Annotated in this window: 21 protein-coding genes and 1 tRNA gene; 10 read left to right on the top strand and 12 right to left on the bottom strand. The window is 63.8% G+C overall.

The features are described 5' to 3' along the window. Window positions 1-51 precede the first annotated feature (51 nt). A complete protein-coding gene (gene cmk / locus AC0CMF_RS13420) occupies window positions 52-678 on the bottom strand; it encodes a (d)CMP kinase (protein ID WP_374629800.1) in 627 nt (208 codons plus the stop codon). After that, on the bottom strand, window positions 675-2030 hold the full coding sequence (gene aroA / locus AC0CMF_RS13425) for a 3-phosphoshikimate 1-carboxyvinyltransferase (RefSeq protein WP_374629801.1): 1356 nt from the start codon (window positions 2028-2030) through the stop codon (window positions 675-677). Before aroA ends, cmk begins: the two co-directional genes overlap by 4 nt. Window positions 2031-2323: 293 nt before the next feature. Here aroA and AC0CMF_RS13430 point away from each other — a divergent pair, with 293 nt between their 5' ends. The 3 genes from AC0CMF_RS13430 to AC0CMF_RS13440 all read left to right on the top strand — a co-directional run bounded on the left by AC0CMF_RS13430 (window position 2324) and on the right by AC0CMF_RS13440 (window position 3540). Further along, window positions 2324-2707, top strand: a complete 384-nt coding sequence (locus AC0CMF_RS13430; RefSeq protein WP_019963733.1) for a TIGR02300 family protein — start codon at window positions 2324-2326, stop codon at window positions 2705-2707. A gap of 300 nt (window positions 2708-3007) precedes the next feature. After that, window positions 3008-3083: transfer RNA gene (locus AC0CMF_RS13435), tRNA-Ala, on the top strand. Window positions 3084-3192: 109 nt separating this feature from the next. Next, a complete protein-coding gene (locus AC0CMF_RS13440) occupies window positions 3193-3540 on the top strand; it encodes a cupin domain-containing protein (protein ID WP_374629802.1) in 348 nt (115 codons plus the stop codon). A 115-nt stretch (window positions 3541-3655) separates the two neighbouring features. On the opposite strand, the gene AC0CMF_RS13445 is transcribed toward AC0CMF_RS13440, so the two are convergent. From AC0CMF_RS13445 to AC0CMF_RS13470, 6 genes are all read right to left on the bottom strand, one after another. After that, window positions 3656-4396 (bottom strand): FadR/GntR family transcriptional regulator, encoded by a 741-nt coding sequence (locus AC0CMF_RS13445; RefSeq protein WP_082676126.1) that lies wholly within the window; start codon window positions 4394-4396, stop codon window positions 3656-3658. A 41-nt stretch (window positions 4397-4437) separates the two neighbouring features. Next, the gene (yjfF, locus tag AC0CMF_RS13450) at window positions 4438-5418 is read right to left on the bottom strand and encodes a galactofuranose ABC transporter, permease protein YjfF (RefSeq protein ID WP_374629803.1); all 981 of its coding nucleotides are present in this window, start codon (window positions 5416-5418) and stop codon (window positions 4438-4440) included. After that, entirely contained in the window at window positions 5415-6449 is a 1035-nt protein-coding gene (locus tag AC0CMF_RS13455; RefSeq protein WP_374629804.1) for an ABC transporter permease, read from the bottom strand. Before AC0CMF_RS13455 ends, yjfF begins: the two co-directional genes overlap by 4 nt. Next, on the bottom strand, window positions 6446-8011 hold the full coding sequence (ytfR, locus tag AC0CMF_RS13460; RefSeq protein ID WP_374629805.1) for a galactofuranose ABC transporter, ATP-binding protein YtfR: 1566 nt from the start codon (window positions 8009-8011) through the stop codon (window positions 6446-6448). Before ytfR ends, AC0CMF_RS13455 begins: the two co-directional genes overlap by 4 nt. Before the next feature lie 93 nt (window positions 8012-8104). Next, window positions 8105-9067: a galactofuranose ABC transporter, galactofuranose-binding protein YtfQ gene (gene ytfQ / locus AC0CMF_RS13465; protein WP_058898287.1), complete on the bottom strand. Its 963-nt coding sequence runs from the start codon at window positions 9065-9067 to the stop codon at window positions 8105-8107. A gap of 199 nt (window positions 9068-9266) precedes the next feature. Continuing rightward, on the bottom strand, window positions 9267-10952 hold the full coding sequence (locus AC0CMF_RS13470) for a Na/Pi cotransporter family protein (RefSeq protein WP_050473394.1): 1686 nt from the start codon (window positions 10950-10952) through the stop codon (window positions 9267-9269). 474 nt (window positions 10953-11426) lie between these two features. On the opposite strand from AC0CMF_RS13470, the gene ugpB reads away from it, so the two are divergent. The 5 genes from ugpB to AC0CMF_RS13495 all read left to right on the top strand — a co-directional run bounded on the left by ugpB (window position 11427) and on the right by AC0CMF_RS13495 (window position 16471). Beyond that, window positions 11427-12758, top strand: a complete 1332-nt coding sequence (ugpB, locus tag AC0CMF_RS13475; protein WP_374629806.1) for a sn-glycerol-3-phosphate ABC transporter substrate-binding protein UgpB — start codon at window positions 11427-11429, stop codon at window positions 12756-12758. Between the two features lie 69 nt (window positions 12759-12827). Next, window positions 12828-13712, top strand: coding sequence for a sn-glycerol-3-phosphate ABC transporter permease UgpA (gene ugpA, locus AC0CMF_RS13480; protein ID WP_050473392.1), 885 nt, complete (start codon window positions 12828-12830; stop codon window positions 13710-13712). Window positions 13713-13723: 11 nt separating this feature from the next. After that, a complete protein-coding gene (gene ugpE, locus AC0CMF_RS13485) occupies window positions 13724-14572 on the top strand; it encodes a sn-glycerol-3-phosphate ABC transporter permease UgpE (RefSeq protein ID WP_050473391.1) in 849 nt (282 codons plus the stop codon). Beyond that, a complete protein-coding gene (locus AC0CMF_RS13490) occupies window positions 14572-15657 on the top strand; it encodes a sn-glycerol-3-phosphate import ATP-binding protein UgpC (RefSeq protein ID WP_374629807.1) in 1086 nt (361 codons plus the stop codon). The genes ugpE and AC0CMF_RS13490 overlap by 1 nt, the downstream gene beginning before the upstream one ends. Window positions 15658-15898: 241 nt before the next feature. After that, entirely contained in the window at window positions 15899-16471 is a 573-nt protein-coding gene (locus AC0CMF_RS13495) for a hypothetical protein (RefSeq protein ID WP_050473649.1), read from the top strand. On the opposite strand, the gene AC0CMF_RS13500 is transcribed toward AC0CMF_RS13495, so the two are convergent. The 3 genes from AC0CMF_RS13500 to AC0CMF_RS13510 are packed head-to-tail and all read right to left on the bottom strand — an operon-like array spanning window position 16465 to window position 19283. Further along, the gene (locus tag AC0CMF_RS13500; RefSeq protein WP_186391577.1) at window positions 16465-17199 is read right to left on the bottom strand and encodes a response regulator transcription factor; all 735 of its coding nucleotides are present in this window, start codon (window positions 17197-17199) and stop codon (window positions 16465-16467) included. The genes AC0CMF_RS13495 and AC0CMF_RS13500 overlap by 7 nt on opposite strands. Beyond that, on the bottom strand, window positions 17196-18809 hold the full coding sequence (locus tag AC0CMF_RS13505; protein WP_374629808.1) for a sensor histidine kinase: 1614 nt from the start codon (window positions 18807-18809) through the stop codon (window positions 17196-17198). The genes AC0CMF_RS13500 and AC0CMF_RS13505 overlap by 4 nt, the downstream gene beginning before the upstream one ends. Window positions 18810-18866: 57 nt before the next feature. Further along, window positions 18867-19283 carry an MmcQ/YjbR family DNA-binding protein gene (locus AC0CMF_RS13510; protein ID WP_374629809.1) on the bottom strand — a complete coding sequence of 139 codons (417 nt, stop codon included), beginning with the start codon at window positions 19281-19283 and terminating at the stop codon, window positions 18867-18869. A 155-nt stretch (window positions 19284-19438) separates the two neighbouring features. Between AC0CMF_RS13510 and AC0CMF_RS13515 the strand changes: the two genes are divergently transcribed. Then, a complete protein-coding gene (locus tag AC0CMF_RS13515) occupies window positions 19439-19867 on the top strand; it encodes an Hsp20 family protein (protein ID WP_050473386.1) in 429 nt (142 codons plus the stop codon). Window positions 19868-19912: 45 nt separating this feature from the next. Next, window positions 19913-20185, top strand: a complete 273-nt coding sequence (locus AC0CMF_RS13520) for a BQ00720 family protein (RefSeq protein ID WP_174235442.1) — start codon at window positions 19913-19915, stop codon at window positions 20183-20185. Between the two features lie 84 nt (window positions 20186-20269). On the opposite strand, the gene AC0CMF_RS13525 is transcribed toward AC0CMF_RS13520, so the two are convergent. Next, entirely contained in the window at window positions 20270-21541 is a 1272-nt protein-coding gene (locus AC0CMF_RS13525; protein WP_374629810.1) for an OpgC family protein, read from the bottom strand. Window positions 21542-21944 lie beyond the last annotated feature (403 nt).

Genomic DNA, 21944 nt, shown 5'->3' on the forward strand with positions numbered 1-21944 from the left:
CCGAAATCCCGCTCTCCGGCATGGCCGGGCGGGTCTTTCCGAGGCTCCTGATCAGGATGCCCGGGCGGAGGTGATGATATCCACAGCCGCCTGGAACGCAGTCTCTATATCCATTCCGGTCGTATCTAGCAAGTGCGCACCGTCCGCCTGACGCAGCGGAGCGACGGTTCTGTTCATGTCCCGCTCGTCCCGGCGCTTCAGATCCTCCAGCACGGAGGCGAAATCCGCCTCCTTGCCCTGCGAGAGGATTTCCGCCGTGCGGCGCCTGGCGCGCGCCTCGGGGGCGGCGGTGACATAGAGTTTCACATCCGCATCCGGGCAGACCACTGTGCCGATGTCGCGGCCGTCCAGAACCGCACCGGGAGGCGTCTGCGCAAAGGCGCGCTGCAGGCGGACGAGTTCATCCCTGAGGCCCGGCAGCACGGCAATGCGCGAGGCAGCCTCTCCAACCTCGTGGGTGGAGAGGGCGCTGCGGTCCATGTGGCCAAGGTCAAGACGCCCGGCAATATCGACGGCCACCTTCTCGTCCCCGAGCGGCAGGCCCTGCGCCAGAAGCGCAGCGGCAACCGCCCGGTAGGTGAGGCCGGTGTCCAGATGCCGCAGGCCGAAATGGGCGGCGAGGCGGCGGGCAAGCGTGCCCTTGCCGGAAGCGGCGGGTCCGTCGATGGCAATGATCATGCGCGGGCATCCTCCAGCTCGCTGATGTCTGCGCCAAGGCCTGCAAAGAGGCTGGTGAAGGTGGGGAAGCTGGTGGCGATCACGGCGCCGTCATCCACCGTCACGGCCTTGCCGCTGGCAAGACCGAGCACGAGGAAGCTCATGGCGATGCGGTGGTCGAGGTGGGTCGTCACGATGCCGCCGCCAATGCCGGAGGCGCCGCCGGTCACGGTCAGCTCTGCCTCGCCTTCCTTGCAAGGGATGCCATTGGCTTCCAGCCCGCGCGCCACGGCGGCCAGACGGTCGGATTCCTTCACGCGCAGCTCTTCAAGGCCGGGCATGTGGGTGTCCCCCTCGGCAAAGGCTGCTGCCACGGCGAGCACCGGATATTCGTCGATCATGGACGGCGCGCGGTTCGCAGGGACGGTAACGCCCTTCAGCTTGCTGGCCCTGACGCGGATGTCGCCGACGCGCTCACCGCCCGCCATGCGCTCGTTCTCGATGGTGATGTCGCCGCCCATCTCGATCAGCGTGGTGATGAGGCCGGTGCGGTGCTCGTTGAGCAGCACGTTTTCCACCGTGACGTCTGAGCCCGGGGTGATCAGCGCGGCGACGATCGGGAAGGCAGCGGAGGACGGATCGCCCGGCACGTCGATGGCCTGCGCCTTCAGTTCCGGACGGCCCTTGAGGCGGATGATGCGGGCGCCCTGCTCGTCTACGGTCACGGAGATATCGGCGCCGAAACCGGCGAGCATCTTCTCGGTGTGGTCGCGGGTGGCGATGGGCTCGATCACGACCGTCTCGCCCGGTGTGTTGAGGCCGGCCAGCAGCACGGCCGACTTTACCTGCGCCGAAGGCATGGGCACGCGGTAGGTGATCGGCAGCGGCATGTCGGCGCCGCGGATGGACAGCGGCAGCCGGTCCCCGGCGCGGGCGACGACTTGCGTGCCCATCTGGCGCAGCGGGTCCAGCACGCGGCCCATCGGGCGGCGGGACAGGGACGCATCACCCACGAAGGTGGCGGCAATCGGATGGGTGCCGAAGATGCCCATGGTCAGGCGCACGCCGGTGCCGGCATTGCCGAAGTCGATCACGTCTTCCGGCTCCAGCAGGCTGCCGAGGCCGACACCGTCGATGTGATAGGTGCCGTTCTCATCCTTGTGGATGCGTGCACCGGCCGCGCGCATGGCGCCAGCGGTGTTCAGCACGTCCTCGCCTTCCAGCAGGCCGGTCACGGTGGTGCGGCCGACAGCCAGGGCGCCGAACATCAGCGAGCGGTGCGAGACGGATTTGTCCCCCGGCACGCGGATGCGGCCCGTGAGGGCGGAACCGGCGCGCGAACGCAAGGGGCGGGGCGTCGAAGCGTGAGACATGGTCAATTCCGGAAGTTGCGGAGCCTGAAAAAGTGGTCACTCCTAACACGGGTCCATGCCCCCGTCATCCGCGAGTGCGGGATGGCACGAATTTTTGCTTGCGCAGCGCCTGAGAATGCTTCAGTCAACGAGGCCGGTCATTTGGCTTTGACATGAGGGCGCGCCGCATTTAAGGGCCGCGCCTTGAGCAAGACGGCCCCGGCGTTTGCGGACTGGACAGAGGCGTTCCAGCCCGGAAGTGCCGGAGACAGAATTTTGGACAAACCCTCGAGCACGAACAAAGGGTAAGCACGGTGGCAAAACCTGAACTCGGCACAAAGCGGCTGTGCCCTAGCTGCGGCGCCAAATATTACGACCTGAACCGCAACCCCATCACCTGCCCGAAGTGCGGCACCCTGTTCGACATCGTGTCGAGCAGCCGCGCTGCCAAGGCTTCCCGCGTCGTCCAGCAGGAGGACGAGGACGAGGATGAAGAGGATCTGGTGGCTCCCGAGCTGGTCTCCCTGGAAGAGGCCGATGCCGAGGTCGAGGGCGATATCGTTCCGGATCTGGGCGATGACGACGAAGCGGCCATCGACGATGACGCCGATGACGATGTCTTCATCGAAGACGAGGAAGACGAAGACGAAGCCGTCCCGGGCATCGTTGTCGAGATGGACGACGATACCGACCGCTAAGGCCGGCAGCTGTTGAAATGGGCATCCGGCAAGCTGCTGCTGCCGGATCCTTATTCTCCAGTCTTCAAGGGGGCGGGGCTGCAGGCCATCGGGGCAACCGGTGCGCCAGGGCCTCGCCCCTTGCTGTTCCGGGCCTTTGCCGGCTCATGGATGCGCAGATTTCTGCGGGGTTTTTCAAGGGGTTGAGTTGTCCACAGGCGGTTTTTGATTTTTCTGGCAAAAGCCTCTTGATCAATTCGAAGACCCCCTCTATAACCCGCCTCCACAGACGCCGGTGACCCAAGCCGGTTCAAAAGTTTCGGGGCCATAGCTCAGTTGGGAGAGCGCTTGAATGGCATTCAAGAGGTCGTCGGTTCGATTCCGATTGGCTCCACCACTTCGAGGGCAACCTCGGCGAGGCAGGTTCAGGAAACTGAACCTGCCTTTTTCGTTTTCCCGTCCTGTGCCATGGTCCGGAACCGTCTCCGGAAATGCAGCGAGGCCGCATGAAGCATTTTCTTCCGCTCGATCTGGATCAGCTGACGCGCGAGCATGATGCACCGGCCCCCGAAAAGGTGATCTCGGGGGACCCGCGCTTCACCACCTGGCTGCTTGAGACCCGCGATGGTGAGCGGCAGTTCACCGGCGCCTGGGAATCAACGCCGGGCGCCTGGCGTGTCTCCTATGATGAATGGGAGTTCTGCACGATCCTGTCCGGCCATTCCCGCCTGACGGATGCGGACGGTTCTGTGCGGGATCTGAAGACCGGCGACAGCTTCATCATCCAGCCCGGCTTTTCCGGCATCTGGGAGGTGGTCGAAACCACCCGCAAGCTGTTCGTCATCCGTTTGTGACACCAACTCCCGATGAGCTTGGCTCACCGGGAGTTGATCAAGCCCGAGCGGCGCCTGAGCAATCTCAAGGCGAGATGCGTCAGCATCGAAAGCCTTGGCATAAGAGGTTCTGACTTCACGCAGAAGCGTCTGCGGCTTCCTGTCTGGCGCTGGGCAGCACCCGGTCGCGGCCGATGATGATGACGCGCTCCATGGCCTTTGCAGCAGCCTGAGGGTCGCGCTGGCCGATGGCATCGGCAATGGCGCGGTGCGTGCCGGCGGTCTCGGCAAAGCCTTCCCGGCTGCCCGCAGGCGAGCTGAGGCGGAAAATGCTGACGAGGGCCGCGCCGATGAGGCTGCCGACCGAACTCATGAATGGATTGCGCGAGGCTTCCAGCACGGCCAGATGGAACTTCATGTCGGCTTCGGCGAAGGCGCGGGCGTCTTCCGCGTCGCGCATGGCATCGGTCAGCCGGTGCAGGGTGCGGATGTCCTCGGCACTGGCGTTGAGGGCGGCCATGGATGCGGCCGCTGGCTCCAGTGCCAGCCGCACATCGGACAGGTGATTGAAGAGGGCGGCATCGACGCCGCCGCTGAAGTGCCAGCTCAGCACATCGCCGTCGAACAGGTTCCAGAACTTGCGGTCGGTCACCTTGGTGCCGATGCGCGCGCGGGCCTGCACCATGCCCTTGGCGGCCAGTGTTTTCATGGCCTCGCGCAGCACGGTGCGCGACACCTGGAAGCGCTCGGCCAGCTCATTGTCACCCGGAAGAACGGCACCGGAAGGGTATTTCCCTTCCACGATTTCCCGGCCCAGCACATCCACCACGCGCCCATGGCTGTTGCGCGGGGAGAAATTTGCGATACTGGGCTCCATCACGTTCATGTCCGGTTCCCAAGGCCCTCCGGGGGCCTCCTCTAGCTGGCTTGATGCATGCGCCTGTCCACCCCGCCGGTAAACCAAACCAGGCCCTTCTGCAACAAAATGAAGGCAAAGAGCAGCAATCCGATCACGATCTTGGTCCACCAGCTCGAAAGTGAGCCATCGAAGATGATATAGGTCTGGATCAGGCCCATGATCAGGACCCCGGCAAAAGTTCCCGCCACATAGCCGCTGCCGCCTGTGAGCAGGGTTCCGCCGATGACGACGGCGGCAATCGCGTCCAGTTCCACCCCGACCGCCGCCAGCGAGTAACCGGCCGAAGTGTAGAGCGAAAAGACGATGCCCGCGAGGCCCGACAGGAAGCCGGAAAGGGCATAGACCTGCACCGTGGTGCGGCCCACGGGCACGCCCATCAACCGGGCCGTCTGCACCCCGCCGCCAAGGGCATAGACATTGGTGCCGAAGCGCGTGCGGTGGGCCAGGAAGATGCCGGCCGCAACGGTCAGCAGCATGATGCCGCCGATCAGCGTCAGGCGCCCCTTGCCAGGCAGGCGGATGAACATGTCCTGCAGCGTGCCGTAGAACTCATGGGTGACAGGGATGGATTCGGTCGACAGCACAAAGGCAAGCCCGCGCGCCAGAAACATGCCCGCCAGCGTGACGATGAAGGCGGGCATGGCGAGGGCGTGGATGATGCCGCCCATCGCCGCACCGAAGGCCGAGGTCAGCATCAGCACCAATGCGAAAGCTGCCAGCGGGTGAATGGATGTATCACGCAGCAGTACCGCGAGCAGAACTCCGGTGAAGGCGATGACCGAACCTGCCGACAGATCAATGCCGCCCGAGAGGATGACAAAGGTCATGCCGACGGCGGCAATGCCGAGAAAGGCGTTGTCCGTCAGAAGGTTGCCGGCCACCCGAGTGGACAGCATGGCCGGATACTGGGTGTAGCAGATGGCATAGGCCAGCACGAAGACGGCGAGCGTGATGAGAAGCGGAAGCTGGCGGGATGTCATGGCTTGGACAGCTCCCTCTTGGCTGGTCTTTCCGGCTGGCGCCGCAGCACGGTGAAAAGGCTCTGGATGGCGGGGGACTGGATCAGCAGGATCACGATGATGATGCTGGCCTTGATCACCAGATTGAATTCCGGCGGAAAGCCGGAGATCAGAATGCCGGTGTTGATCGACTGGATGATGAGTGCGCCAAGCGCAGTGCCGAACAGGGTGAAGCGCCCGCCGAGCAGCGAGGTGCCGCCGATGACGACGGCCAGAATGGCGTCCAGCTCCAGCCACAGCCCGGCATTGTTGGCATCGGCGCCGCGGATATCGGCGGCGGCGATGATGCCTGCCACCGCTGCGGCAAAGCCGGAGATCATGTAGACGGCGACGATCAGCACTCCGGCATTGACACCGGCGAGGCTGCTGGCGCGGCGGTTGATGCCGACGGCCTCGATGAGAAGGCCAAGGGCGGTGCGGCGCACCAGAAGTGCTGCAATGAGGGCGGCCGCCAGCCACAGCACCACCGGCATGGGCAGGCCGAAGAGCGAGCCGCTGCCGACAAAGATCAGCCCCTCATGGGTGAAGGTGAGGATGGTGCCTTCGGTGATGAGCTGGGCAATGCCGCGCCCGGCCACCATGAGGATAAGCGTGGCAATGATCGGTTGGATGTTCAGCAGCGCAACGAGAATGCCGTTCCACAGCCCGCAGGCAAGGCCGATTCCAAGAGCAACGGTGATGGCCGCCACGGCGCTGCCGCTGCTGGCCACCGTTGCCGCTGCCGCGGCGCCGCAAATCGCCATGACAGCGCCCACCGACAGGTCGATGCCGCGCGTGGCGATGACCAGCGTCATGCCGATGGCCAGCAGGGCCACCGGAGCGCCGCGGTTGAGAATGTCGATCAGGCTGCCGTAGAGCCGCCCGTTGGCAATGCCGATGTCGAGAAAGCCGGGAAACAGCAGGGTGTTCAGCGTCAGCACCACGGCGAGGGTGATCAGCTGCGGGGCAAAGCGCCGGAAAAAGCCGCCTGCAGCCTCGAGGAAGGGCTTCATTCGGCTGCTCCTCTGGCCTGGTCCTGAGCGGACACATGTCCATGTCCGGCCTCTGCGATGGCCTGCATCACCTTGTGCGGGGTCACGTCCTCTCCTGTCAGTTCGGCCACATGCGCCCGGTCGCGCACCACGATCACCCGGTGGCTGTAGACCACCAGCTCCTCCAGTTCGGAGGAGATCACCAGCAGCGACATGCCCTTGGCGCAAAGATCCTCGATCAGGCGGATGATTTCCGCATGGGCGCCCACGTCGATGCCGCGTGTCGGCTCATCAAGAATGAGGAACTTGGGATTGAGTGCCAGCCAGCGGGCCAGAAGCGCCTTCTGCTGGTTGCCGCCGGAAAGCTGGCCGATGGGCTTTTCCCGGCTGGTGGTGCGGATATCGAGTGCCTTGATGTATTTGTCGGCGAGCGCCACCTGCTCCTTGCGCGGCACGGGCCGCATCCAGCCGCGCCGCGCCTGCAGCGCAAGGGCGATGTTCTCGCGGATCGAAAGCTCGGCGATGATGCCGTCATGCTTGCGGTCTTCCGGGCAGAAGGCAAAGCCTTCGGCAATGGCCTGACGCGGCGAGCCGAGTTTCAGCACCCGCCCGTCCATCCGCGCCTCGCCCGTATCGGCGGGGGCTGCGCCGAACAGAACTTCAGCGGTTTCCGTGCGGCCGGAGCCGAGCAGGCCCGCCATGCCCACGACCTCGCCCGGATGGACCGCGAGGTCGAAGGGGGCAACATGACCCTTGCGGCCGAACTGGCGGAACTGCAGCGCAGCTTCGCCTTCCGGTGCCGTGTGAACGGCCCGCTCCCGCGTTTCGGCCTCCAGATCGCGGCCCAGCATCAGGGCCACCAGATCAAGGCGCGGCAGCCCCAGGGCGGCACGGGTGGCGACCTTGCGGCCATTGCGCAGGATCGTCACCGTGTCACAGATTTCGTAGACCTGATCGAGGAAGTGGGAAATGAAGACGATGCCGAGGCCGCGCGCCTTGAGGCCGCGCACCACGTTGAACAGCATCTCCACTTCCTGGGTGTCGAGGCTGGCGGTGGGCTCGTCCAGGATCAGCACCTTGCCGGAGAGATCCGCCGCACGGGCAATGGCGATGATCTGCTGCACGGCGACCGGATAGGCCGACAGGCTGCGCCGCACGTCGATATCAAGGCCGTAGCCGGCCAGCAGCACCTTGGCGCGTGCTTCCATCTCACGGGTGTGGACCATGCCGAAGCGCATCGGCTGGCGGCCGAGAAAGAGGTTTTCGGCCACCGTCAGGTTACCCAGGAGATTGACCTCCTGATAGACGGTGCCGATGCCCATGGTCTGGGCGTCCAGCGTGTCGCGCGGGTCGATCCTGCGGCCTTCCAGCAGGATGTCGCCGCGGTCGCGCCGGTAGGCGCCGGTCAGGCATTTCACCAGCGTGGACTTGCCCGCGCCGTTCTCGCCGAGCAGGGCATGCACCTCGCCCGCCTGCAGGGTGAAATCCACGTTGTCGAGGGCGAGCGCGCCGGGAAAGGATTTGGTGATGCCGGTGGCCTGCAGCAGATGCTGCGGCCCGGCGTGGGTAGATCTGTCTGTCACGGCGCTGCTCCGCAGGCATTGGCCGCCGCAAGGGCGGTCAGAAGCTGGGGAACCGGCAGGAGGGTGTCTGCCGGTCCCCCGATCAGGACCGGCTCAGTAGCCGAGGTCCTTCTTCTCTTCGTAGACCTTCTGCGGGTCGTCAGCCTTGGTGTAGAGCTTCGATTCCGTCTGGATGAACTTTGCAGGCAAAGTGCCGTCCTTGCGGAAGGCTTCCAGCGCGTCGAAGGCGGGGCCTGCCATGTTCGGCGTCAGTTCCACCGTGGCATTGGCTTCACCGGCGGCCATGGCGAGGAAAATATCCGGCACGGCGTCGATGGAGACGACGAGAATGTCGGTGCCCGGCTTCAGGCCCGCTTCCTTGATGGCCTGAATGGCGCCGACAGCCATGTCGTCATTGTGAGCGTAAAGCGCACAGATGTTCTTGCCGCCGTTTTCCGCCTTGAGGAAGCTTTCCATGACTTCCTTGCCCTTGGTGCGGGTGAAGTCGCCGGTCTGGCTGCGGATGATCTTCAGGTTGTCATGCCCGGCCAGCGCCTGCTCGAAGCCCTTCTTGCGGTCGATGGCGGGGGATGAGCCGGTCGTGCCCTGCAGCTCCACCACGTTGCACGGCTTGCCGTTCACTTCCTTGACCAGCCATTCGCCGGCGACGGAGCCTTCATGCACCAGATCGGACCCCACGGCCGTCAGGTACAGATCCTTGTCGCTGTCGACCATGCGGTCGAGCAGGATCACCGGAATTTCCGCTTCCTTGGCTTCCTTCAGCACCGCGTCCCAGCCGGTGGCGACGACGGGGGCCAGCAGGATGGCGTCCACGCCCTGTGCGATGAAGGAGCGCAGCGCCTTGATCTGGTTTTCCTGCTTCTGCTGGGCATCGGCGAACTTCAGGTCGATGCCGCGCTGTTCCGCCTGCTGGCGGGTCAGGGTCGTCTCGGCGGCGCGCCAGCCGGATTCAGATCCGATCTGCGAAAAGCCAACCGTCAGCGCCATCGCTGAGGTTGAGGCAAGCGCGACCGTTGCGAGCATCGTCATGCCCGCCAGAGCTGTCTTCAATTTCATTGGTCCCTCCCAGAACACGAATGGCCGTGGCCGGAGGTCAAAAAATCATACTATATTATTATTGTAAAGATGGTGTTTGAGTCCTGATGCAACATTGCATTGTGCATGTGCGAAAGCGCGCAGCGCCGGATGCCCGAATGATGCGGATAAGATTTTGAAATGTATGAGAATTTTTCGGAGCAGAGAGGCCTGAATTTTCTCAGGCCGTCTGCTCCTGCATCTGGCTGCTGCGCCCGGCGAGGCGGCTTTCGAGGATCAGGCCCTGTTCGGCGAGGATAGGATGGGCGACGGTGACCAGCAAGGAGTTGATCTCCTTGAAGGCCCGCACCAGCTCCAGATGCATGTTCGAGGTCGCCATGCTGGCCGGATTGCCGGTCTGCAGCCGCTTCAGGTGGCGGTTCTGGCTGTCGCGCTCCAGCTTGCGCAGGACTTCCTTCTCACGCATCAACTGCTCGGCTGAATCGATGTCGGCGGATATCAGCACATTCATCGCCATCTGCATGTTGGCCAGAACCCGTTCATGCAGGCGGGTGATCTCGGCCCAGCCTTCGTCGGAGAAGCGCAGGCCAAGCCGGTTGCGCTCCTCGGCCAGCGGCAGCAGCATCTTGGCGATGATGTCGCCGATATGCTCCAGGTTGATGGCAAAGTCGGTCAGCTCGATGCTGCGCCGGGCATCTTCCTGCTTCAGCTCGCCCCGGTTCACCTCGGCAATGAACAGCTTGATCTCGGTGTGCCGCCGGTTGACCTCCTCATCAAGGGCGCGCAGCGCGGCAATCTGGCCGTCCTGCGCCCCGGCCAGAAGGTCGATGACTGGCCGGTACATCTGTTCCACCGTTTCACCCATCAGCAGCAGCTCGCGCTTGGCCGAAGCCAGGGCAAGGCTGGGGATCCTGACGGTCGAGCGGTCCAGCGCGGAGCGCGGGCGCGTCTGCACCGGGTCCGCCACCACCGGCGGACGGGGCAGAATCAGCGCCGTCAGAGCCTGCATCGGCCCGGTAAAGGGCAGCGCCAGCACCAGCAGAACGGCGTTGAACAGCACATGGGCGTTGACGATGCGGCTTTCCGGGGCAGCGCCGAGCCAGTCCAGCGGCGGGCTGGCCATCCAAAGCGTGAGCAGCACGGCGGCAGACCCGGCCGCACGAAATACAAGGTTGCCCATGGGGATGCGGCGTGCCTCGATGCTGAGCCCGCGCGTCAGCCACACGGCAATCAGGCCTGCGCCCATATTGGCACCCAGAACCATCGGCAGGGCCGCATTGAACGGCAGCAGGCCCGCGCCGGCAAGGCTGGCGAGCAGCAGCACCATGGCGACAGAGGAATGCATGGCCCAGGTCAGCAATGCGGCCAGGGCGAAGGCGGTGAGCGGGTCGCCCTGCAGATAGGTGATCACCGCCGGCAATGCCTCGCTGTGGCGCAGGGGCGCGGTCGCCTCACCGATCATCTTCAGCGACAGCAGCACGAAGCCGATGCCCAGAATGATGCGGCCCAGCTGGCGCACCTGCCGGGCTTCAAACTTGAGGAACAGCACGCAGCCTGTCAGCAGCAGCAGCGGAATGAGCTCGGAGAGATCGAAGGCCAGAATGCGCACCACCAGCGCAGACCCAAGGTCCGCCCCCAGAAGCGCGGCGAGCCCCATGGAGGCACCCAGCAACCCACTGGCGGCAAAGCCCGCGGCCAGCACGCCCACGGCCGTGGAGCTTTGCAGCAGGATGGCCAGAACCATGCCGGCGAACGCCATGCCGAAGCGCCCGCCCTTTGCCTGCCTCAGCGCATCGCGCAGGGCAGGCCCATGCGCCCGCTCCATACCGGTGCGCACCATCCGGACAGCCCAGAGCAGAAGCATGACGGCCGCAGCCAGATGCAGGATGACGAGAAAGGGATGCATGGCGGCTCCAAGAATAGCCCGTCAAACGGGAAGGCTGATTGTATACGCACTGCACAACCTGTTGTTCCTTCATACGCCTGAATGATGCAAATGATAAGGCGGAGAAGGAAAAATGCCGCTGAAACGCGCCATTTTGGCAGCAAAGAGAAAATAAGCTGGCAAAATTAATGAAGCCTGGCAAGGGCGGTGCCTGTGGTGCGGCGCTGCCGTGGTGATTTGGCGCTCAGGGTTGCATGTCTTTATGCCCCTTCGGGAGGAGGGGGCCGGACATGGCCGTTGTCCTGTTCAAGGAACTGTCGTACAACGTTCATATGAGCGACATATGCCGTTCATATGAACATAATAAGAAGCGCGGGGACAAACACAGACTGCAGCCGGAAAGCCCGTCTTTCAGGCCCGGTTCGAGTGTTCCAAGCGCTGTGTGGAGCCGGACCCGTGGAGCGGGGCGGTTCCTTGTTAGGGAGCAGAAAACCAATGGCTAAGCGTCATATCGCAGCCGGCCTCTTTGCCGCTGCCGCCCTCATGGGCACCACTTCCGTTTCGTTCGCTGCCACGGAAATCACCTGGTGGCACGCCATGGGCGGTGAACTGGGCCAGAAGCTCGAAGATATCGCCACCAAGTACAACGCCACCCAGAGCGAGTACAAGGTTGTCCCGACCTACAAGGGCAGCTACGCTGAGACCATGACGGCCGCAATCGCCGCCTTCCGCGCCGGCCAGCAGCCGCACATCGTTCAGGTGTTCGAAGTCGGCACCGGCACCATGATGGCTGCCAAGGGCGCCGTCTATCCGGTCTACCAGCTGATGGCTGACGCTGGCGAAGCCTTTGATCCGAAGGCCTTCCTGCCGGCCGTCGTCGGCTATTACACCGACACGGACGGCAACATGCTGTCCATGCCGTTCAACTCCTCCACCCCGGTACTCTATTACAACAAGGACGTCTTCCAGAAGGCTGGCCTTGATCCGGAATCCCCGCCGAAGACCTGGGAAGAAGTCGAGAGCTTCTCCAAGAAGATCATGGAATCCGGCGCTGCCAAGTGCGGCTTCACCACGGCCTGGGTTTCCTGGGCGCAGACCGAAAACTTCTCTGCCTGGCACAACCTGCCGATCGGCACCCTGGAAAACGGCTTCGGCGGCCTCGGTACCGAGCTGACGCTGAACGGCGAGACCCAGGCCCGTCACTGGGGCAACCTGAAGAAGTGGCAGGACGAGGGCATCTTCCAGTACGGCGGCCCGGCCGGCGGCAATGACGCCCCTCCGAAGTTCTACTCGCAGGAATGCGCCATCTACATGAACTCCTCGGCTGCCCGCGCTGCCGTGAACGCAAACGCCAAGGACTTCAAGGTCGGCGTTGGCATGCTGCCCTATTACAGCGACGTTCAGGGCGCTCCGCAGAACTCGATCATCGGCGGCGCCACCCTGTGGGTGCTGCAGGGCAAGCAGGCCGAGGAATACAAGGGCGTAGCCTCCTTCTTCAGCTACCTGTCCTCCGCTGAAGTTCAGGCTGAATGGCACCAGGCCACCGGTTACCTGCCGATCACGCAGGCTGCCTATGACCTGTCCACGGAACAGGGCTACTACGAGAAGAACCCGGGCGCTGACGTCTCCATCAAGCAGATGACGCTGAATGCCCCGACCGCCAACTCCAAGGGCCTGCGCTTCGGCAACTACGTCCAGATCCGTGCGATCATCGACGAAGAGTTCGAGCAGCTGCTCAGCGGTTCCAAGACCTCGCAGCAGGCTCTCGATGACCTCGTCAAGCGTGGTAATGCGCTGATCCGCGAGTTCGAAGCAGCCAACAAGTAAGCCGGAAACGGAAAGCAAGCCCGCGCTTCCCGCGCGGGCTTGCTTCTTTTTGCGTTCAGGGTGGGACCCATGCAGACAAAACGCGCCATCTTTCCCAACAGGCTGCTGCCCTATCTCTTGCTGGCGCCGCAGCTTGCGATCACGGGTGTCTTCTTCCTCTGGCCGGCAAGCCAGGCGATCTGGCAGTCGTTCCTCAGAGAGGATGCCTTCGGCTTCAAGACCACATTTGTCGGGGTGGATAACTACATCCGCCTGCTGGCAGATCCCACCTATCTGAATTCGCTCTATGTCTCGGCGATCTTCGCCGTTTCGACGGCGCTGCTGTCGCTGGGTCTGGCGCTCGTGCTGGCCGTGGCGGTCAACAGCCTGATCCGCTCGCGCAATGTCTATTCCACCCTGCTGGTCTGGCCCTATGCGGTGGCCCCTGCGGTGGCGGGCATCCTGTGGTGGTTCATGTTCAACCCGTCCATCGGCATCTTCCCCTATCTGCTGCATGGGCTCGGCTACAACTGGAACCACAGCACCAGCAAGGTGGACGGGATGATCCTCGTGATCCTCGCCGCAAGCTGGAAGCAGATCTCCTACAACTTCATTTTCTTCCTGGCGGGGCTTCAGTCCATTCCGCAGTCGCTGCTGGAAGCAGGAGCCATTGACGGCGCCCGCCCGGTGAAGCGCTTCTTCACCATCGTGCTGCCGCTGCTCTCGCCCACCACCTTCTTCCTGATGGTCGTCAACTTCGTCTATGCGATGTTCGACACCTTCCCGGTGATTGACGCGACCACCAAGGGCGGCCCGGCGCAGGCCACCAACATTCTCGTCTACAAGGTCTATTCCGACGGCTTCGTCGGCCTCAACCTTGGCTCCTCGGCGGCTCAGTCCGTCATTCTGATGGCGATCGTCATCGTGCTCACCATCATCCAGTTCCGCTTCATCGAGCGGCGCGTGGCTTATTGAGAGAGGCGCAAATGGTTGAGAACAAACCCTGGCTGACCGTCCTCACGCATCTTGTGCTGCTGACGGGCCTCTTCATCGTCGCCTTCCCGGTCTATGTGGCGGTGATTGCCTCCACCCATGGCCCGAGTGACTTCATGACCGGCGTCATCCCCATGCTGCCGGGCAACGAGGCGATTGCCAATTTCACCACCATGATGACGAGCGGCAACAGCTCGGCCGGCGCACCGCCGCTCGGGCCGATGATGTTCAACTCGCTGATCATGGCCCTGGCCATTGCCATCGGGAAGATCACCATCTCGATCATCTCGGCCTTCGCCATCGTCTATTTCCGCTTCCCCTTCCGCCAGCTGGCCTTCTGGCTGATTTTCATCACCCTGATGCTGCCGGTGGAAGTGCGCATCCTGCCCACCTACAAGGTGGTGGCGGATCTGGGCATGCTGAACAGCTACTCCGGCCTTGCCATTCCGCTGATTGCTTCGGCAACGGCGACGTTCCTCTTCCGCCAGTTCTTCCTGACGGTGCCCGAGGAACTGATGGAAGCCGCGCGTGTGGACGGGGCAGGCCCGATGAAGTTCTTCCGCGACATCCTGCTGCCGCTCAGCCGCACGAATATCGCGGCGCTCTTCGTCATTCTCTTCATCTACGGCTGGAACCAGTATCTCTGGCCGCTGCTGGTGACCACCGACACGTCCTATTACACGATCGTCATGGGCATCAAGCGCATGGCCGATGTGGCTGATGCGCATCCGCAATGGCATCTGGTGATGACCACCGCCGTGCTGGCCATGCTGCCGCCGGTCATCGTCGTCATCGTCATGCAGAAACTCTTCGTCAAAGGTCTCGTGGAGACGGAAAAGTAATGGCTACCATCACTCTTGATAACGTCCGCAAGGTCTATGCCGGCGGCGTCGAAGCGGTCAAAGGCGTGTCCATGGACATTGCCGACGGCGAGTTCATCGTGCTGGTCGGCCCTTCCGGCTGCGGCAAGTCCACCCTGCTGCGCATGATCGCGGGGCTTGAGGAAATCTCCTCCGGCGACATCCGCATCGGCGACCGGGTGGTGAACCGCGTGGACCCGTCCGAGCGCGACATCGCCATGGTGTTCCAGAACTATGCGCTCTATCCGCATATGACGGTCTACAACAACCTCGCCTATGGCCTGCGCAACCGCGGTGTGCCGAAGGACGAGATCGACCGCCGCGTCAAGGAAGCTGCGCGCATCCTTGAGATCGGCGCCTATCTCGACCGCAAGCCCAAGGCGCTGTCCGGCGGCCAGCGCCAGCGCGTTGCCATGGGCCGTGCCATCGTGCGTGAACCGGCGGCCTTCCTCTTCGACGAGCCGCTGTCGAACCTCGATGCCAAGCTGCGCGTGCAGATGCGCGTGGAAATCAAGCGCCTGCAGAAGTCGCTGGCCACCACCTCCGTCTATGTGACGCATGACCAGCTGGAAGCCATGACCCTGGCCGACCGGCTGGTGGTGCTGAACGGCGGTCAGATCGAGCAGATCGGCGATCCGATCTCGGTCTATGAACGCCCCGCGTCCACTTTCGTGGCCTCGTTCATCGGCTCTCCGGCCATGAACCTGATCACGACGGCTTCCGCCAATGGCCGCCTGTCACTGCCGGGCGGTGCCGGTCTTGATGCGCCGGACATGGGCAAGGGCGCAGAGGTCATCCTCGGCGTGCGGCCGGAGCATCTGGCCCTCGCCAGCGAGCAGCCTGCGGAAGCGGGCGGTCTGACGCTGGACGTGGTGGCCGGTGTGCTGGAGCCGGTGGGGGCCGAAAGCTTCCTCTATGGCACCGTGGGCAGCGAAACCGGGCCGCAGGTGGTCATCCGCGTGCCCGCCCATGCCCGCTACGAGCTTGGCCAGCGCGTCAGCTTCACCGCCAGCGCCGCCAGACTCCATGCCTTCGACAAGGCAACGGGCAAGCGCATCGAAGACTGATCACGGCACGCCCGATGATCTGAAGGCCCGGCCCTGCGCCGGGCCTTTGCATGTTCGAGGCCATCTGCAGTGTGATCAAGCCCTTGCGGCACCAGCATCCGCAGGCTGAAAGGGACGGGGGGATTGTCCAGGAGCGCGCGGCAGGTGTTTTTCATCCAGCGTTCATGTTCGGCTCAGACGTATGACAGGATGGGGAGCTACATCTCCTTCAGGCAAGACGCCTGAACACGAGGAGATGAAAATGCTGACATCAACCCGCCTTACCGCCACTGGCCTGCTGGCAGGCCTTGCCCTGTCCTTTGCCGTCCCTGCCATGGCCGTCACGGCCACCATCTTCCCCGCTTCGGAAATCACCCAGGCGGAAGTCGAGGCCGCTCAGCGTGCCTGGGCCGATGCCCTTCTGGAGATCGGCGCGGCCGGTGAACCGGACAAGGCAAAGGAAATCGCCGTCAAGCGCGTGGGCGAGCTTTATGGATATGAGATCGGCCCCGTCCTCTTCAAGCCGACCCTGACGGAGACCCCGCAGACGTTCCGGACCACGGAGGAGGGAGCCATTTCCTACTTCGTTGGCCAGAACCCGGACTATCCCAAGGACAAGGGCTTCGCGCTGCAGGGCTGGACGGACGTGCAGATCGAAAATGCCGCGATCTTCATCTCTGATGAAACGGCGCAGACCATGGGCAAGGTCCGTTTCACCAGCAAGGACGGCGGTATCGTCGAGGTGGACAAGACCTGGGGATACGTCCGTGACGCGTCGGGCAAGCTGCAGATCATGGTGCACCACTCGTCGCTGCCCAACACCCCTGCTCAGTGAGCCGGGTCCGCACTGTCTGAAGGCAGGATAAGCCGGTAGCCAAGTCCCCGAAGGGTCTGGATCTTTGGAAGATCCGGGCCCTTCCCGATTTTCTTGCGCAGCCGTGCCACATAGACATCAATGACATTCGTCAGCGGGTCCCTGTCCGCCTCCCACACCTCCGCCAGCAGCCGCTCGCGCGAGAACAGCCGCCCGGGTGCTGCGGCGAAGGTCATCAGCATGCGCAGCTCGGTTGCCGTCAGATCCAGCGGCGTTCCCCGGCATGTGGCTGTCATGGCATTGCGGTCCAGCAGCAGGCTTCCAAGGCGCGTCACCTGTGTGCTGCCGGCCGGACCGGCACTTGCCTGCGGCAGTCCTGCCCGGCGGGTAAGGGCTTCGATCCGCGCCAGCAGCTCCTCGAAGTCGAAGGGCTTGCACAGATAGTCATCTGCGCCCATCCGCAAGCCGGTGACCCGGTCGGTGGTTTCGCGCATTGCAGTCAGCATCAGCACGGGCAGTCCGATTCCCTGCCGCCGCAGGGTGCGGCACAGGTCAAGCCCGTGAATATCGGGAAGCATCAGGTCGAGGATCACGACAGCGCGCTCGCCGCCTGCCTGCAACTCGCGCGCCGCCTGCAGCCCGTCGCTGCCATTGGCTGCATGCCGGACATTGAAGCCCTCAGCCCGCAGGCCCCGGGTCAGAAATCCGGCGATCCTGGTATCATCCTCGATCAGCAGCACATGCGTCATGCAGGTTTCATCTCCGGCAGGGTGAGGGTGGCGATGGTGCCGCGGCCGGTTTCCCCGGTCTCCAGATGCAGGCTGCCCCCCATGCGGACAATCAGGTCTTCCGTAATGGCAAGGCCAAGGCCAAGACCGCCCGGACGCCTTTCCCGGGCGAGGGCTCCCCGGTAGGAGCGGTCCCGTACATGGGGCAAATCCTCCGGATCAATGCCGATGCCCTCGTCAATTACGGCAAGCGACCACTGGCCGTCCTGCCAGCGCGAGGCCAGCTTCACCGTACTGTCCGAATAGTGCAGCGCATTGTCCAGAAGCGCGCCTGCCGCCTGCTGCAGCCGCAGGGGGTCGGCCATCACGCGGCGGCTGGTCATGCCGGAGGGCAGCCAGCGCGTGCGCTTGCTGTTTCCGCCGAAAAGCCGGATGGCTGCTTTCACTTCCATCTCGGGGTTGAGCGGCTGGACAGACAGCGTCAGGCTTGCATCCTCTTCGCGGGCAAGCATCAGCAGGTCATCGATCATCCGGCCCAGCTGGCGGCTGGACATGAGGATCTGGCCAAGGACTTCCTGATACTCCTCGACGGTGCGCGGCCCCTTGCGCAGGGCCACCTGTGCCTCCCCATGCAGAACGGTAAGGGGTGTGCGCAGCTCGTGGCCGATGTTGCCCATCAATTCGCGGCGGCGCAGTTCGGTCTGTTCCAGATCCGCGAGCGCCCGCCGCAGATCGGCGGTGCGCAAGGAGACTTCCGATTCCAGCGAGGCCAGCAACTGGCGCTCGCTCTCCTGCGCCTTCCGCAGTTCCGCCGCCATTGTGTTGGCATCATCGGCGAGACCTCCAAATTCGTCCTCGCGCAGAACCGGAATCCGGTGGCTCAGCTCTCCGGCGCGCATGGCCCGGAGCCCCTTGGACAGCAGCTGGATGGGTGCCTGCAGCCGGCGGGACAAAAGGAAAGCCATGCCGAGGCTGATGGCGATGAAAGCCGAGATCGAGACCCAGACGGCGATGCGCAACTCTGCCAGCATGCCATTGACGGCAGCCCGCTTGCGCTCGATGGCGGTCTCCTCCGCAGCTATGCTGCGGTCAAGAATCCCGCCGAAACCATCATCCACCAGAGTTGGGGAAGAGACTTGCTGCTCCGCTGCGGGAGGCTCGCCACGGGCGAGCGCCATGACCTCGACGCGTTTCCGGGCAAGGGCACCCCTGAGGCTTGCGAGTGCCTGCTCCTGGCGCCGGGCGTCTGCGTCCAGACCGTCATCCGTACCATTGGCGCTCCGGGAGGTTTTCGCTAGCTGCCCGATACGGTCGAGCCGTGCCTCCATCCGGTCCAGCAAGGCGGAGGCTTCGTGATCCAGCGGCTGTGCCGGGTCCGGGCCGGAAACAATCCGCAGCTGCAGCAGCCGCCGGTCGGACCGCAGTTCCAGAAACTCGGCCATCAGATCGCTGCTCGCCCGGCTGCGCAGCACTCTCTCGGCAGTCAGATCAAAGATCTGCCAGGCAAAACCGGCGAAAATCACCGCCAGCCCCGCCAGCAAGGCAAAGGACAGTCTCAGACTGCGCAGAAAACTGGGCTGTGGCTTGGCTAGAGGCAGCAGGGTGGGCTCCTGGATCTGACTGTAGAACATTCTTATACGGTGGCCGCCCTTCGCGTGGGGCTTATTACATATGGGGACAGCCGCGCCTCATCCCAGCCCCAGTTCCAGCCCCAGTTCGAGCCGGAGCTTGCGGGTGAGTTTGGCGGCAACGAGGCTATGGGCGGCGCGGATATAGGCGAAGAGGTCCGCCTCGCTCAGCGCATCAAGCTCATGCAGCTGGATCCATTTGGCGCGGGCGAGATAGGGGGCGGGAGCAAGGCCGGGCTGTTCGCTCAGCATCTGATAGGCCATGTCCGAGCACTTGAAGCTGACGGCGGGCGTGCCCTTCCAGTCAGACCAGATGGCGAAGATCTTGCCGCCGACCTTCCAGACGGACGCCCCTTCCCATTGGATGACGTGGGTGGTGGCGGGCAGCGAGGCGCAGAAGCTGTCGTAGCTTGCTCTGGTGGCCTGGCCGGACGCTTCGTCTGCGATGTGCTCTTCATGAGCCTTTTTGTTAGCCATGTTTGGTCTCCCCTGTGCAGGGCGCTGCTGCCCCTTGCTTGAAACTGCTGCCGCCAGCCGCCATATTGAGGACAAGCGGGGTGATTGGCACCCCGGCTCCGGATGCCTCAAGAGAGGGTCCGGTTCTCAAGGTCGCTTTGTAGAGGACTTTGACGATGACGCGAATGTCAGCGTTTTCAAGCCCGTTCATGCTCGGCTTCGACGACATTGAACGGGTTCTCGACCGGGTGTCGAAAGCCGCCAACGACGGCTATCCACCCTATAATATCGAACGCCTTCCCAAGTCGGACGAGCATGGCGAAGTCATTCGCATCACGCTGGCCGTGGCAGGCTTCACCCGTGATCAGCTCGATGTCTCCGTGGAGGAGCGCCAGCTGGTGATTCGCGGGCGCCAGTCCGAAGACAAGTCCCGGCAGTATCTGCATCGCGGCATCGCTGCCCGCCAGTTCCAGCGCGCCTTCGTGCTGGCGGAGGGCATCGAAATCCTCGGAGCCGATCTCAAGGATGGGCTTTTGTCGATCGATCTTGTCCGTCCGGAGCCCGAACGCGTGGTGCGCCGGATTGAGATCACTGCAAGGGACTGACTTTCAAGGGGGCAGGGTCTGCCGCCCAATCAAGGAGACAATGCCATGACGCGCGACACCAATGAACGCGCAATGGACCCGCATGACCTGACGCCGGAGCTGTTCGCACGGCTCGGCGCCGGACAGGTGGGTTATCTGCGCCAGATGAGTTCCGATGATCTTGCCCGGCTTTTCCCCGGTGCGGCCCATATCGCCAGGGGCTTGCGCCTGTGGGCGCTGCTCAACGCGGACGGCACGCCGATCATCGTGGCCGACAGCCGCGAGGCAGCCATCGCCAATGCCTACGAGCACGACCTGACCATGCTGTCGGTTCACTGACCGGCAGACGCCAGGCTAGAATAGAGAAAAGGCGCAGCCCGTGAAGCTGCGCCTTTTGCGTTTGAAGGGATCTGGCTGGCGCGTTCAGGCACCTTGCGGCAAGGCGCTCGGTGTCCGCGAAGGCCGCGCCGGCGGCCCGTAGGCGGGAACGGCGGTCCGGCCGGACGAGGCCGCAACAGGGGGCTTGGCCGGCAGCGGTGCCGGAGCAGGCTTGGGCACCTTGCGCCAGGGCTGGCTCTTGAACCAGGCAGCGATATAAGCGACGGCCGCAATGGCGGCGAGGCCTGCAATGTTGGAGATGGCCTGGATCAGCCAGTCACCGCGTCCGCCTGCCATGTCGCGCAGGATGGCCGTGGCCTGGGCGATGGGAAGGCTGGCGAGGAACACCGGCAGCGACTGCTGGCCCACCTTGCGCAGCACGGCCACCACCGGGCCGGTAATGCGCCCCTCGGCATGCAGCCGCACGCCATTGGGGCCCACGGCGACATAGGCGATATAGGCCAGCGCCAGGAAGTGGACATAGCGCAGGATGCCGAGGTCGGTCTTGATCCAGAGCGGCCTTGAGGCATCCCGCAGCGCCTGGAAGCCCGGCACAGCCTCGTAGATCCGGAAATTGGTGAAGGGGATGCTGACCAGAACCAGCGCAACCGCCAGCCAGACAAGGCGCCGGTCGACGGGAGGCGCCGGAATCCAGCCCTTCATGAAGGCAAAACCGCTGAAGAACACCAGCTGCCAGGCGAAGGGGTTGAAGAACCACTGGCGGTTCGACCAGGGCTCGGCCGGAAAGCTGACCAGATGCAGGGTGGCGGCAACCCACATGCCGATCATCGCTGCAAAGAAGGCAATGCGGCTCTTGGCGGCGATGAACATCATCACCGGCACCATGGCGAGCAGCGCCACATACATCGGCAGGATGTCGAAGTAGTTCGGCACATAGGTGAGGCTGAGCAGGCCCGGCAGGTTGCCCACCGGATCATTGAAGAAATAGCGCAGGTTCAGAGCCTGCACGTAATCTTCCTTGAGCCCGCAGCAGCGCTCCAGATAGCCGCTGTTCATGAGCGCGGCAAGGCCTGCGGCGATCACCAGGAACTGGCAGATATGCGCCCAGTAGACCTGCCACATGCGGTGGCCGATGCGGGCGGTGCCCATCAGCATGCCGCTCTGGTCGAAGATCTTGCCGAAGGCAATGGCCGAGGCCATGCCGGAGCAGAAAACGAAGATCTCCGTGGCGTCGGAAAAGCCGAAGCGCGCCGGAATCCAGTTCGCCCACCAGCTCTGCGGCAGATGGGAGATGAAGATGATGAACATGCCAAGGCCACGAAACACATCAAGGCGAATGTCTCGTGGTCTTTGCACGGCCTGAGCCGGCAACTGAGGGGTCGGATGGAAGGTCAAGCGCTTCAGGCTCCCCGCTGGACAGTTGATCGAAATGCCACGCCGGAGCGGCACGGGGCCGCGAACCGGGCATGAAACATGTGCAACGCCGCGCAGTGGCACGGGCGGCAAATTGCTGTCCGGCGGTCGCGGCTGTGCCTGCGGCCCGGGTGAGGGGCGTGGGGCTTGGACGGCCGGACATCTCCGGCCGGACTTGCGCGCAAGGCTCCGGTCAGGCCTCTTGGCCTGCAGCCGGTGCGCCGTGCCCGTGATCGTCCAGATGCAGACAGTCCGGGTGCAGCAGAGCGGCAAAGCCAGCCTGGCACGGGCATGGTGGGGGAGGCATAGCCCCCCGGCCGCCCATGCTCAACCCTGAAAGGTCCTG

The organism is Pannonibacter sp. CBAS1226 (assembly GCF_055685825.1).

Bases quoted from the DNA above. Each gene is read 5' to 3' on its own strand.
- cmk (WP_374629800.1), bottom strand. From the start codon at position 678: ATGATCATTGCCATCGACGGACCCGCCGCTTCCGGCAAGGGCACGCTT.
- aroA (WP_374629801.1), bottom strand. From the start codon at position 2,030: ATGTCTCACGCTTCGACGCCCCGCCCCTTGCGTTCGCGCGCCGGTTCC.
- AC0CMF_RS13440 (WP_374629802.1), top strand. From the start codon at position 3,193: ATGAAGCATTTTCTTCCGCTCGATCTGGATCAGCTGACGCGCGAGCAT.
- AC0CMF_RS13445 (WP_082676126.1), bottom strand. From the start codon at position 4,396: ATGGAGCCCAGTATCGCAAATTTCTCCCCGCGCAACAGCCATGGGCGC.
- yjfF (WP_374629803.1), bottom strand. From the start codon at position 5,418: ATGACATCCCGCCAGCTTCCGCTTCTCATCACGCTCGCCGTCTTCGTG.
- AC0CMF_RS13455 (WP_374629804.1), bottom strand. From the start codon at position 6,449: ATGAAGCCCTTCCTCGAGGCTGCAGGCGGCTTTTTCCGGCGCTTTGCC.
- ytfQ (WP_058898287.1), bottom strand. From the start codon at position 9,067: ATGAAATTGAAGACAGCTCTGGCGGGCATGACGATGCTCGCAACGGTC.
- AC0CMF_RS13470 (WP_050473394.1), bottom strand. From the start codon at position 10,952: ATGCATCCCTTTCTCGTCATCCTGCATCTGGCTGCGGCCGTCATGCTT.
- ugpB (WP_374629806.1), top strand. From the start codon at position 11,427: ATGGCTAAGCGTCATATCGCAGCCGGCCTCTTTGCCGCTGCCGCCCTC.
- ugpA (WP_050473392.1), top strand. From the start codon at position 12,828: ATGCAGACAAAACGCGCCATCTTTCCCAACAGGCTGCTGCCCTATCTC.
- ugpE (WP_050473391.1), top strand. From the start codon at position 13,724: ATGGTTGAGAACAAACCCTGGCTGACCGTCCTCACGCATCTTGTGCTG.
- AC0CMF_RS13490 (WP_374629807.1), top strand. From the start codon at position 14,572: ATGGCTACCATCACTCTTGATAACGTCCGCAAGGTCTATGCCGGCGGC.
- AC0CMF_RS13495 (WP_050473649.1), top strand. From the start codon at position 15,899: ATGCTGACATCAACCCGCCTTACCGCCACTGGCCTGCTGGCAGGCCTT.
- AC0CMF_RS13500 (WP_186391577.1), bottom strand. From the start codon at position 17,199: ATGACGCATGTGCTGCTGATCGAGGATGATACCAGGATCGCCGGATTT.
- AC0CMF_RS13505 (WP_374629808.1), bottom strand. From the start codon at position 18,809: ATGTTCTACAGTCAGATCCAGGAGCCCACCCTGCTGCCTCTAGCCAAG.
- AC0CMF_RS13510 (WP_374629809.1), bottom strand. From the start codon at position 19,283: ATGGCTAACAAAAAGGCTCATGAAGAGCACATCGCAGACGAAGCGTCC.
- AC0CMF_RS13515 (WP_050473386.1), top strand. From the start codon at position 19,439: ATGACGCGAATGTCAGCGTTTTCAAGCCCGTTCATGCTCGGCTTCGAC.
- AC0CMF_RS13520 (WP_174235442.1), top strand. From the start codon at position 19,913: ATGACGCGCGACACCAATGAACGCGCAATGGACCCGCATGACCTGACG.